The 12,673-nt window shown below is 26.6% G+C and carries 12 protein-coding genes and 2 tRNA genes; 6 read left to right on the top strand and 8 right to left on the bottom strand.

Annotated elements, in window-relative coordinates; all coding sequences use genetic code 11:
* Positions 1–100: 100 nt before the first annotated feature.
* Positions 101–1,144 carry a type I glyceraldehyde-3-phosphate dehydrogenase gene (gene gap, locus R4I97_RS11070; protein ID WP_335762915.1) on the bottom strand — a complete coding sequence of 348 codons (1,044 nt, stop codon included), beginning with the start codon at positions 1,142–1,144 and terminating at the stop codon, positions 101–103.
* A 223-nt stretch (positions 1,145–1,367) separates the two neighbouring features.
* On the opposite strand from gap, the gene R4I97_RS11075 reads away from it, so the two are divergent.
* Positions 1,368–1,838 (top strand): hypothetical protein, encoded by a 471-nt coding sequence (locus R4I97_RS11075; RefSeq protein ID WP_335785102.1) that lies wholly within the window; start codon positions 1,368–1,370, stop codon positions 1,836–1,838.
* Positions 1,839–2,134: 296 nt separating this feature from the next.
* Here R4I97_RS11075 and R4I97_RS11080 read toward each other — a convergent pair whose 3' ends face one another.
* From R4I97_RS11080 to R4I97_RS11105, 6 genes are all read right to left on the bottom strand, one after another.
* A complete protein-coding gene (locus R4I97_RS11080; protein ID WP_335785103.1) occupies positions 2,135–3,052 on the bottom strand; it encodes an alpha/beta hydrolase in 918 nt (305 codons plus the stop codon).
* A 21-nt stretch (positions 3,053–3,073) separates the two neighbouring features.
* Entirely contained in the window at positions 3,074–3,814 is a 741-nt protein-coding gene (locus tag R4I97_RS11085) for a hypothetical protein (protein ID WP_335785104.1), read from the bottom strand.
* 42 nt (positions 3,815–3,856) lie between these two features.
* Entirely contained in the window at positions 3,857–4,246 is a 390-nt protein-coding gene (gene rsfS / locus R4I97_RS11090; protein ID WP_335785105.1) for a ribosome silencing factor, read from the bottom strand.
* Positions 4,233–5,450: an LCP family protein gene (locus R4I97_RS11095; RefSeq protein WP_335785106.1), complete on the bottom strand. Its 1,218-nt coding sequence runs from the start codon at positions 5,448–5,450 to the stop codon at positions 4,233–4,235. The genes rsfS and R4I97_RS11095 overlap by 14 nt, the downstream gene beginning before the upstream one ends.
* Before the next feature lie 55 nt (positions 5,451–5,505).
* Positions 5,506–5,579, bottom strand: a tRNA-Glu gene (locus R4I97_RS11100).
* Between the two features lie 36 nt (positions 5,580–5,615).
* Positions 5,616–5,688 (bottom strand) — tRNA-Lys (locus R4I97_RS11105).
* Positions 5,689–5,895: 207 nt separating this feature from the next.
* On the opposite strand from R4I97_RS11105, the gene R4I97_RS11110 reads away from it, so the two are divergent.
* Positions 5,896–6,261, top strand: coding sequence for a methionine-R-sulfoxide reductase (locus R4I97_RS11110; RefSeq protein WP_335785107.1), 366 nt, complete (start codon positions 5,896–5,898; stop codon positions 6,259–6,261).
* A gap of 49 nt (positions 6,262–6,310) precedes the next feature.
* On the top strand, positions 6,311–7,909 hold the full coding sequence (locus tag R4I97_RS11115; RefSeq protein ID WP_335785108.1) for a potassium/proton antiporter: 1,599 nt from the start codon (positions 6,311–6,313) through the stop codon (positions 7,907–7,909).
* 58 nt (positions 7,910–7,967) lie between these two features.
* Here the strand turns inward: R4I97_RS11115 and R4I97_RS11120 are convergent, their stop codons facing one another.
* A complete protein-coding gene (locus R4I97_RS11120) occupies positions 7,968–8,111 on the bottom strand; it encodes a hypothetical protein (protein ID WP_335785109.1) in 144 nt (47 codons plus the stop codon).
* A gap of 34 nt (positions 8,112–8,145) precedes the next feature.
* Between R4I97_RS11120 and R4I97_RS11125 the strand changes: the two genes are divergently transcribed.
* The 3 genes from R4I97_RS11125 to rsgA are packed head-to-tail and all read left to right on the top strand — an operon-like array spanning position 8,146 to position 12,543.
* Positions 8,146–9,558 (top strand): MBOAT family O-acyltransferase, encoded by a 1,413-nt coding sequence (locus R4I97_RS11125; protein WP_335785110.1) that lies wholly within the window; start codon positions 8,146–8,148, stop codon positions 9,556–9,558.
* A gap of 11 nt (positions 9,559–9,569) precedes the next feature.
* Positions 9,570–11,381: an alginate O-acetyltransferase AlgX-related protein gene (locus tag R4I97_RS11130; protein WP_335785111.1), complete on the top strand. Its 1,812-nt coding sequence runs from the start codon at positions 9,570–9,572 to the stop codon at positions 11,379–11,381.
* 58 nt (positions 11,382–11,439) lie between these two features.
* Positions 11,440–12,543: a ribosome small subunit-dependent GTPase A gene (gene rsgA / locus R4I97_RS11135; RefSeq protein ID WP_335785112.1), complete on the top strand. Its 1,104-nt coding sequence runs from the start codon at positions 11,440–11,442 to the stop codon at positions 12,541–12,543.
* Positions 12,544–12,673 lie beyond the last annotated feature (130 nt).

Genomic DNA, 12,673 nt, shown 5'->3' on the forward strand with positions numbered 1-12,673 from the left:
TCCTTTTAATTTTTATATTCATTAAAAATTTAAAGGGTGCTATAATTTAATATTATGCACCCTTATTATAGCCTAATAAATTAATTATTATAACTTATTATTATTTTTTGTTGTACATATACAATAATAAATCAATTACTCTGTTAGAATAACCCCATTCATTATCATACCAAGAAACGATTTTGAAGAATCTTTTCTCACCTTTCAAGTTGTTTTGAACTGTAGCTAAAGAATCGTAAATAGAGCTTCTATTGTCATGTATGAAGTCGCTAGATACTAATTCTTCGTTACAATAACCTAAAACATTTTTCATATAAGATTCAGAAGCTTTTTTCATTAAAGCATCGATTTCTTCAATAGAAGTATCTTTTTCACTTCTAAAAGTTAAGTCTACAACAGATACATCTGGAGTAGCAACTCTGAAACTCATACCTGTTAATTTACCTTTAGTAACTGGTAAAACTTCGCCAACAGCTTTAGCAGCACCAGTAGTAGAAGGGATGGTATTAACAGCAGCAGCACGTCCGCCTCTCCAGTCTTTTTTAGAAGGACCGTCTACTGTTTTTTGAGTAGCAGTATAAGAGTGAATAGTAGTCATAAGACCTGTTTCTATACCGATACCTTCTTTAAGAAGTACATGTACTAATGGAGCTAAACAGTTAGTAGTACAAGAAGCATTTGATACTACATGATGTTTAGAAGGGTCATATTCTTCATGGTTAACACCATAAACGAAAGTTCTTAAATCACCTTTACCAGGAGCAGATATGATAACTTTTTTAGCACCTGCAGCTATATGACCTTCAGCTTTTTCTTTGTCAGTGAAAAGACCAGTAGATTCGATTACATATTCAACACCTAAATCTTTCCAAGGAAGGTCTTTTAATTCTTTAGTAGCACCGATACATTTAATTTTGTTTCCGTTTACTACTAATACATCTTCGCCTTCTGTTGTGATGTCAGCTTTCATTCTGCCATGAACAGAGTCATATTTTAATTGATAAGCAAAATATTTAGCATCAGTACTAACATCAACAACACCAACTACATCTATCTCTTTACCTAATAAACCGCGTTCTACCAATGCCTGAAAAACTAGACGACCAATACGTCCAAAACCATTTATTGCTACTTTTACAGCCATAAAATTACTCCTTAATTAAAATAATATTCTATATACGAACATATAAAATCTATGCTATCATAAATAAAAAATTAAGTCAAGGATAATTTAATATTTTTAATTTTATCTAACATAATTTTATTTGTTTTATTTTCCGAGATAGTTAAACTATAATTATTAATAAAAAATATAATTGAATTTTATAATTTTAATTATATATTAAAAATGGTAGGGTTTTTAAGTAGTGAATAAATTATTAATTATTTCATTATTGTTTGCTGCAATATTTGTAATATCTTGTAAAAAAAATATAGTTTATGAAAGTAAGCAATATACTGGCAATATGACAAATAATATATATACCAATGATATAGATGTTAGAAGCAGGAAATTTGATGCTATAGGTTTAATAAAAAAAAGCTCCTTTACAATGTATCCTGATATAAAAATAGAAGATTTAATAACTTCTTTTAATACTGTTGAATGGGAAGATTTTATAGCAGAAGATGATTATATGCGTTATGTGGACATTATAGGCACAATAGATACAAATAAATATATTTTTCAATTTAAAATACTTGACCATTATAATTGGGAGTTATACGCTTTTGAAATGAATAATAAAGCTTATACTACAGATAAAGCTTCATATAGGCTATATTCTCTCTACACAAACCGTATTGTAGAAACTAATACGAAAGTAAATAATAATTAACACTGTGTAGAGTTTATTTTTATGTTTTTTTATTTGTGGTGGCTTTATTCCCCATTTCTTTTACTGACGTTCTGCGTGCCTGCGGTAAGGTATCTTCGGTATTGGTATAAAAGAAGCAAAAAGACTGCATTTTTAGCTAAAATTTAGGTTTTATTCCACATTTAATATATATTCTTAACATGTAAATCTAAAAAACTTGCACTTTTTGCGGCGGGAAAAAGTTGATAAAATTTTTATAAAAATATATAAATTGACAAAATATATTTATTTCAATATATATCACCAACAATGAAAAATTATAAATGCTCTGCTATAAACTCTTTTATTTTGTCCCAATACAATTTTTCATTATGTTTTGCAGAACTTATATGATAAGCACCTTCTACAATTAATTTATCTTTTTTTGATGAGCATGCATTATATAGTCTTTCCATCATCTCTAAAGGTACTAAATCATCTTCACTTCCATGAATAAATAATATAGGAGTTTTTGTCTTTGATACAGATTTTAAAGCATTAGCCTCTGAAAAGAAATATCCTATTCTTAATTTTGTTATTAATGATATTATGGGTATAAATGGGAAATAGGGCAGATGATAACTTATTTTTAACCTATTTCCAAGCTGTTCATTAGCATTAGTATATCCAGAATCTTCTATTGCAAGCTTAACATTTGAAGGAATATTTTGAGCTAAAGCAATCATTATAGACTCTGCCCCCATAGAAATTCCAAATAAAATAATATCAGCATTACTGTTAATTGATAATATATATTTAATCCAAGCGAGAATATCTTCTTTTTCTAAATACCCCATGCCATAAGAATTACCCTCGCTTAAACCATGAGTTCTCAAATCTATAAGAAGAACATTATGCCCCATATTAAAAAACTTCTCACCATAATACCTCATATTAGAGCCTTTACTCTCATATCCATGAACTATTATTGTGTAAATATTAGAGTTTTTATTTTCTATGAAATGAGCATGCACTTTTAAATTATCAGAAGTTTTTGTATATACATCTGATTGAGACTTTTCAAACCATTCTCTTCTTTTTTCTTTTTCTAATAATTCTTCTTCAGTTTCTTCTTTGCTGTTTTTTTTGATTTCGAGTATTCTTTTTTTGCCTTTAATTAAAACTAACTGTACATAATAATTTGATATTATAATAATGGCTAAAAGTAATATTACTAATATTATTATAAATATCATATTATTTTTTAATTGCCGATTTTAATTGCCTATAGTAGTACCGAATTTCATTCCCACTTGTGCACCTATATCTAAAGAAGCTAAATTTCTGCTTTCAACAATAACTTTTTCTGCCCCTCTTAAATCTATGCCAAAATCAGTACCAATATATGCTCCAACTAATAAAGCAACATTATCTTGAATATTAAAAGAATAATCAAAAGTGAGCTTAATATATGTCATTACCATATTTTTCATTACATCATCAATTTTTCCAACATCATAATAGCTAAAAGTTTTAGTACTTGTGTTATCATTAAAGAACTCTGCAGAATGTGTGAGATATAAAGGTACTTTTACTCCAATACCAAGACCGAAAGCAAAATTACTATAATGGAATTTAGGAAGTATGCCAATTTGCATATTTTCAAAAGTATAATATTCTCTCACATTTACATCTTTCTGAGTAGTTTCATCTTTATAAGAGCTTTTAAGTCCGAAAGAATCATGAGAATAACCTATATCTACGAGTAAGCTAATTCCTTTCTCTTCATCAGTTACTAAATACCCAGCCTGAAAACTTATGCCGGCATCAAATCCAATAGTACCGCTATTTTTTCTATAATTATCCTTATAGCTTTGAGGTGCATCTTTAGAAAAATAAACATTATAAAAACTAAAACTAGCTCCAATAGGTATAGTAGCTCCTAATTGCCAACCGCTTTCTGCAAATGATAATTTAGCGAATATAAATAAAAAAGATAAAATAATAATTTTTTTCATAAAACTCTCCATAAAATAATTTTAAAATAACTTTTAATAAATTTAATTCATATCTATTTTTTTAGCCTCATGCCATAATTTATCCAAATCATAATACTCTCTTCCTTCCTGTGTAAACAAATGTATCACCAAAAAGCCATAATCTGTTAAATACCATAAAGAATCAGAATTATTATCATTTTCTGCATAAGGAGTAACGCCTTCTTCTTTTAATTCTTTATAAATAGCGTCAGAACCAGCTTTCATTTGAGGAGCAGAAGAGGCTGTTGCTATAATAAAAAAATCTGAAAGGGTAGTAACTCCGTCCAAATCTAATATTACTATATCTTCAAGTTTTTTATCATCTAAAGCTTTTGCGGCTTTTAGAGTTAAGTGTTTAGCCATTTCTCTGTCTATCATTTTTTTTGTTTTGTTTGAATCATTGAATTTCATAATAATCATACCCCAAAATTAATACTGCATTATTTAAAAGCCTTCTATCTGTTTTAGCATATATTCTGCTAATTCTGCATTCATTAGCAACCATAAAAGACTTCTCTATTTCACCGTTTCTTATAAGAACGATGCTATTATACACTTTAGCAGGGAAATTTCCATACTCACCAGCCGCAAAGCCCCTATAACGCATTCTAATATTTATTCTGTCCGCAAGCCCCGAAACATCAGTTCCATTTAAAATTATTAAACTAACATCTTCATTGTTTAATTCGCTTCTCTCCGTTTTTAACCCCACATATAAAGCCAAATCTTCCATCTGTTTCACAAAAGCACTTCCTTTGAGCAACGGATTAATTATTCCTTTTTCGTCAACTCGTCCATCAATATTTTGCACTATTAAACTTTTTTCATTGCTGTTTGATATTATTTTTAATATAGCCTTAATATCAGGAGGTCTTAAATTACTTTTTATTTTTGAATATATAGCATTCCTCATATCTTTTCTAATTATCATAGATTTAAGTTCTGGGCTTTGTATAAAACTAATCATTAAATTAATAATAACATCTTCAAGTCTATATAATGTTTCTATATCCTCATATTGCTTCATACTAATATAATGTAAGTATGATACTACTTTATTTCCCTGAAAAATCCATTCCCCTATATCAAAGTTAATATTATAAAGGCTGTTCTTTGCTGTGTAATATATAGGTTCTTCTACATACATCTTTACCCCGCCAATCAAATCTATTATGTCTGATATGCTTTTATTATCAAGGGTTATTTTGTATGTTATTTTTTTATTAACGGTATTTTCTATAGCTTTAAATACGGCAGAATCTCCGCCTTCTTTGTATAGTTCTCTTAGAGGCATAGAGTCATCTTTTTTGTTTTTCCAAAGAGCAACATTTCTTGGAATACCTATTAATCCGATTCTATTATGTAAACTTGATAATACTCCGATATATGCACCATAAGGCTCATTATTTTCATCTATAAATAACACAGAAAAATATAACTCTTCATCATTTTTTCTTGCTGAATTTATTTGACTATATAGAAAATAATATAACAAAAAAGATATGATAATAATTATTACAGCAATTGATGAAATTAATATGATTAGAGCTTTTTTATTGGCATTGCTTATTGTTTTTAGTGCTTTATTATTATTATCTTTGTTTTTAATTTTCATAAAAATATTATAGCTATAAAAAAACCATATCATTTACAGATATGGCAAGTAGATGAACCGGTGACGGGTTTCGAACCCGCGAATGCAGGAATGAAAATCCTGTGTGTTAAACCTCTTCACCACACCGGCGTATATAAAGTAATTGTAGGTGTATAAAAACCTATATGAGCCAAGAAGGGTTCGAACCTTCGACAACCGCCTTAAAAGGGCGATGCTCTACCGACTGAGCTATTGGCCCGTTTCTTTTCTTTATCAATTTAATGTTTGGCTATATTACTATATTATTTTATTTTTGTCAAGTATTAAAAGTAATTTTTTTCTGTATAAATCTAATTATTATTATATAAATTATATTTTTTTAATATAAAAAATAATAAAAGAGTAGTTTTATTTGAAGTTTTAGTATACAATTTTTTTATAAATTATATGATTATTGGGTTTTTTTATGGAGCTAAGAAAATTAACAGAAGAAGAGAGAAATGTAATAATATTTAAAGGAACTGAATATCCTTTTACAGGTGAATATAATGATTTTTTTGAGGACGGAGTTTATTGCTGCAAACAATGCGGTGCTGAATTATACCGCTCTGAAGATAAGTTTAGGTCTCGATGCGGCTGGCCTTCATTTGATGATGAAATAAAAGGAGCTATTAGAAGGTCATTAGATGAAGACGGATATAGAATAGAAATTACATGTAATAACTGCGGTGCTCATTTGGGACATGTGTTTCAAGGTGAGCATTTAACAGATAAAAATATAAGGCACTGTGTAAACTCTATTTCATTAATATTTAAACCTAAAGAAAAATAAATAAAAAAATAAATAATAAGAAAATTAATAAGGATTATAATGCTTTAATATGAATACAGCTATATTAATATCATCTTTAATAATTATAATTTGTATAGTAGCTAGTAAAATATCTATGAAGGTTGGGGTGCCTTCGCTTTTACTTTTTTTAGTTTTGGGAATGCTGTTTGGTTCTGACGGAATTTTAAAAATAGAGTTTGATAATTATGTTGTGGCAGAACAGATATGTACCATAACTTTAATATTCATAATGTTTTACGGAGGTTTTGGTACTAATTGGAAAGTTGCTAAACCTGTGGCAAAAAAAGCTTTTTTACTCTCATTTGTTGGTACTTTTATCACTTCTATGGTTACGGGTGTTTTATGTTATTTTGTATTAAAGTTTGAATTATTTGAGAGTTTTTTAATAGCTTCGGTTATTGGTTCTACCGATGCTGCTTCTGTGTTTTCTATACTTCGTTCAAAGAATTTAAACTTAAAAGACGGGCTTGCTTCACTTTTAGAGCTTGAAAGCGGAAGTAATGACCCTATGTCTTATATGCTTACTGTTATATTTTTAGGGCTTATTGGAAAAACATTAAATAGTCCTCTTTCAATAGTTTATATGGTATTTGCTCAGATAGTATTTGCTGTGATAGTGGCTGCTTTAATATCTTTTATGGCTTATAATGTTTTAAGAAAATTCAAGTTTCCTGTAAGCGGTCTTGATACTATATTTGTGCTTGCTGTTGCTTTGCTTTCTTATTCTTTATCTTCTATAGTGGGAGGCAATGGATATTTAGCAGTTTATTTAGTTGGTATAGTTCTTGGAAACAGCAGTATTAAAAATAAAGTAGCTTTAGTTAATTTCTTTGATGGTGTTACTGGGCTTATGCAGATGGTGTTGTTTTTTTTGCTTGGTCTTCTTTCTTTCCCTTCAAGAATATCCAATGTAGCTCCTACTGCTATATTTGTAGCATTGTTTATAACATTTGTATCGAGACCTATAGCTGTATTAGCAATATTAACTCCTTTTAAGGTATCATTAAAAAAACAGCTTTTAATCATGTGGGCTGGACTTAGAGGGGCTGCTTCCATTGTTTTTGCTATATTTGTTATAGTAAATGGGGATGCTATTAGCTACGATATATTTCATATTGTATTTTTCTTAGCAATCATATCTGTATCTTTTCAGGGTACTTTACTTCCTATTATTGCCAAAAAACTCGGACTTGTTGATTCTGCAGAAAATGTATTAAAAACTTTTAACGATTATGTTGATGATGATGATATGGAACTTATACAAGTTAATATCACTAAAAATCATCATTGGGTTGGCAGAGAAATTAAAGATATAGAGCTTCCAGAAAACTCAATTATTATAACAATAGAACGTGGTGATGAAACTATTATTCCAAATGGAAGCACTGTTATAAACAGCGGCGATACAATAATACTTAATGCTAAAAGAACAAAATATTATGATATAACATTAAAAGAGATAAATATTAATATGAATCATCCTTGGAAAAATAAAGAGTTGAAAGATTTGAAATTGCCAAAGGATAATTTAATAGTAATGATAAAAAGAGACGGAGGCACTATTATACCTCGCGGGAACACAATGATAAAATATAGAGATGTTTTACTCATGAGGAATAATGACTGAGAAAATATGTTTTTATTTTATAAAAAATAATTAGATATAGAAATATTCTTATTTGACTTTAAATAGAAAATGTAATATTATTTTTTAAACTAATAAATAGAAGGAGAGTGCTATGAAGCACAGCACAGCACAGCACAGCACAGCACAGCACAGCACAGCACAGCACAGCACCTAATATCTTATAATTCTTTAATAAATTCATTTTTGCATAAAAAATTTATAGTCATGGAGTTATTATGTTATTTAGCTCTATGATTTTTTTATGGCTTTTTCTACCAATAGTTTTTATATCGTATTATTTAATCAAAAAAGAATATAGAAATGTTTTGTTATTAATATCAAGTATTATATTCTATGCTTGGGGCGGAGTTAGTTACAGTTTAATAATGTTTTCTTCCGTAATTATTAACTACATTTTTGCATTATTTATTGATAAAGCAACTGAAGATAATAATAAAAGAAAAAAGAAATTATATTTAGCTTTGTGTATAGTTATTAACTTATCTATATTGGGGTATTTCAAATATACTGATTTTGCTATATCAATAATTAATTCAATATCAGGTAAAGAAGTTATTTCATTAAAAAAAATAGTATTACCAATAGGGATATCATTTTATACTTTTCAGGCTTTATCTTATGTAATAGATGTTTATAGAGAACATAATAAAGCACAAAAAAATATTATTAATTTGGCTTTATATATCTCTTTTTTTCCGCAATTAATAGCAGGACCTATAGTAAAATATCATGATATAGACAGTCAAATAATAAATAGAACAGAGACTTTAGAGAATGTTAGCTACGGAATAAAAAGGTTTATTTACGGACTATCTAAAAAAGTTATACTTGCCAATATGTTTGCTTTATCCTGTGATGAGATATTAAAGCAACCCATAGGTGATATAGGAACAATATTGGCTTGGCTTGCTGCTATTCTTTATACACTTCAAATATATTATGATTTTTCTGGCTATTCGGATATGGCTATAGGTTTAGGTTATATGTTTGGATTTAAGTTTTTAGAGAATTTTAATTATCCTTATATATCTAAATCTGTACAGGAGTTTTGGAGAAGATGGCATATATCTTTATCTACTTGGTTTAAGGAGTATTTATATATTCCATTAGGCGGCAACAGAAAAGGAAAATATTTCACCTATTTGAATTTATTTATTGTATTTTTTGCTACTGGTTTATGGCATGGTGCTAGTTTTAATTTTATTCTTTGGGGTTTATGGCATGGATTTTTCTTGATAATAGAGAGAATCTTTTTAGGTAAGTTATTAGAGAAGAATAAATTAAAATTCTTAAATCATATATATGTGATATTAGTATTTGTACTTGGCTGGGTATTATTTAGGGCTAATGACTTGAAACATGCCTTAGATTTATACAAATTAATGTTTAGTTATAAAGAAAGTATTTTTACAATTAGATATTTCTTTTATCCTCAGACTTTAGTTTGTTTTATATTTGGAGTATTGTTTAGTGGATTATTCCAGAGTCTATTTCCAAAAATTAAAGAAGCTATATTTTCAAGCAGAGTTTATGTATTAGAGAGCATAATTCAATTCATACTTCTATTTATCTGTATTATGTATTTAGTTAATGGAACTTACAATCCATTTATCTATTTCAGATTTTAAGAGAGTATTTTATGAAATTAAAAAAAATATTAATGAATATTTATATATCTATATTAATCTTGTATTTTATAACTTTAATAGTTCTTAGTGTTTTAGGTAGCAAAGAAAGGGTAGGTTATTTATCTGGTATTTCATTGAATACAGAAGAAACGTTTTTATACAATACTAATAATTTAGAAATTAATGATATTAAAAATGATAATATAATAAGAAATTATGCTTATTCTTTTAGAGTAAGTTATTACAGCAAAGTATTTAGAAATAGTGATATATATGGAGTATATTTAAATACTAATAGTTTACCTAATTATATAAAAGAAATAAAAATGAATAATAAATTTGGTGTTCCTTTTGGCATTTTATTTACTGCAAATAAATTAGAAATAGAAAAAATAGATAATATTAAATATATTTTGAAAGTAAAAAGTAATATTTTTTTATTGTTTATATTATTAGTTATTTTATTCGCTATATTTGTTTATATTTCAGATGATTTATGTATTTTTATAATTAATTTTTTTAATAAAATTGATTATTTTTTTGTATTGAAAAAATATATAATTCCAATTATTTTATTTATATTTGCTTTTTTTATATTATTCAACATTTCTTTAAATAGTATATTTATAGTTTTTGTATTATTAGTTTTATTCTTATTCATAAAAGAATTAAGAAGTTTATCTAATATAAAAACACATTATATTATAATTATATTTTTTAGCTTTTTGATATTACCTACCATTATTTATAATGTATTTGGAAATTATTTTGATAAAAGTAATTATGAAAATAGAGTTTTAGCTTCAAAACCAATAATAGATATAAATCATTTAGATGTGTATCCTAAACTATACGAAAAATATTTTGATGATAATATTCCTTTTAGAAATAAATTAGTACAGTTAAAGAATATTATAGATATAAAAATATTTCAAAATATTATTTCTGATAAAATTTTATTAGGTAAAGATAGCTGGTTATTTTATAAAGATGGCAATTTGATGGAAAAATATATTGGTCTTGACAGCGAATTTTTTACAGATGAAGAGTTAATTACTATAAAAAATAATTTAATTTATTTCAGAGATGAATTAAAGAAAAGAAATATAGATTTTATATTCATGATATGTCCTGATAAAACTTTCATTTATGAAGAAAAAATTCCTCATTATGTAAGAAGAAAAACTAATATAAATTATGTAGATAAATTTGTTGATTATATGAATAGAAATACAGATTTAAAAATAGTTTATCCTAAAGAAGAATTATTAAAATATAAAAATAAATATCAATTATATTATAAGTATGATACCCATTGGAATAAATTAGGTGGTTATATAGGATATTGTGAGATTATGAAAAAAATTAATATGAATCCTGAACACTTAGATAATTTGATAGTATCAAATTCTGCTAAAATTTCTGGGGACTTAGCAATAATGATAAATTTTATTAAACAGTATAATGATGATAATGATTATAATATTAATTATCCAATTAATTATAAATTAATAAAAGCTACTAATATTCCTCATCAATATACTTATATGGAATCTGATTCTACTAACAGTAATAAATTGTTAGTGTTTGGAGATTCTTATACTGGAGCTATGTTTGATTATATTGCTTCTTCATTTTATAAATTTACTTTTTTACATGTATCAGAATTTAATTTTAATCATGTATTAAATGAAAATCCTGATATAGTAATTTTTGAAATAGTATCAAGAGAATTAAAAAATGGTTTATCTCTAATAAAGTATCCCAGGTTGGGGGAAATAAACATAGATTTTAATATAAATAATGTTATAACTAATAATTAAATTGACAAAACTTTTAAATTTAGTATTATAAAAATATAAAATTTAGAGGATGAAAATATTGAAAATAAGAGATATTGGCTTTGATGAATATTTTGAGAAGTTAGCATTAGAAAGTTTGAAAATTAATTCTTTAAAAGAAATTAATAATGAAGAACTTATTCCTGCAAGAGTGATAAGGATTAATAAAAGATATTATACTCTTTTTTCTGATGAGGGAGAGTTTTTAGCAAGAATTAAAGGAAAGATTAGATACAACTCTGAAGTACAAAGCGAGCTTCCTGTTGTTGGTGATTGGGTATTAATGAAAAAGTCGGATAATAATGCTTTTATTGATACTATACTTACAAGAAAAAATATTTTATATAGAAAAGCTAATGTTAAAAAAAATGATATACAGGCTATAGTAAGCAATATTGATTATGCTTTTATAATAGTTGGTATTGATAATGAAATGCCGATGTCTGCCATTGCAAGATATTTGTCAGTTGTTCACACATCGCATATAAAACCAATAATTGCAATAAGCAAAATAGATTTGTATGAAGATGCTGAATATGAAGAATTATTAGAAACTATAAAAGAAACTTATCCAAATGAAACAGCTTTTGCATATAGTTCAAAGACAGGAAAGAATGCTGATACATTTTTGAAATATATTAAGAAAGATACTTCTTCCGTTTTTATAGGGGCATCTGGTGCTGGTAAATCTACTATTATTAATTATCTTTTGAAAGATGAGAAGATGAAAACTCAAGAGGTAAGAGAGTATGATTTTAAGGGAATGCATACCACAACACATAGGGAGCTTTTAGTTTTGGAAAGCGGTGGTGTTGTAATAGATACACCTGGTTTGAGAAATCTCGGACTTTGGGAAGATGATAAAGGTATAAAGAAAACTTTTGAGGATTTAGAAGAGTACGCTAAAAAGTGTAAATTTAAAGATTGTACTCATCAGCATGAACCAGATTGTTATATATTGGAGCTGCTTGAAAATGATGAAATACCTTATGAGAGATATGATGCTTATATAACGCTTCTTAATGAAAATAGAGAGTTGCAAAAAAGTTCTATAGAGATAAAGAAAGACAGAAAAATGGCTCTTAAGAAAATCACTAAGCATAGAAATAATTATAAAAAGATGAATGTCAAAAATAAGAAATAATTTATTTTCATAATGATATTTATTATAAAATTAATATATAATAGAATCTATAATGTAAATTTATCTTATATAACCTATATTTATACAACAAAACGTAAATTTATAACAAAATTTATTTACATAAAATTGA

This window comes from Brachyspira pilosicoli (assembly GCF_036997485.1).
In the GTDB taxonomy this organism is placed as follows: domain Bacteria; phylum Spirochaetota; class Brachyspiria; order Brachyspirales; family Brachyspiraceae; genus Brachyspira; species Brachyspira pilosicoli_C.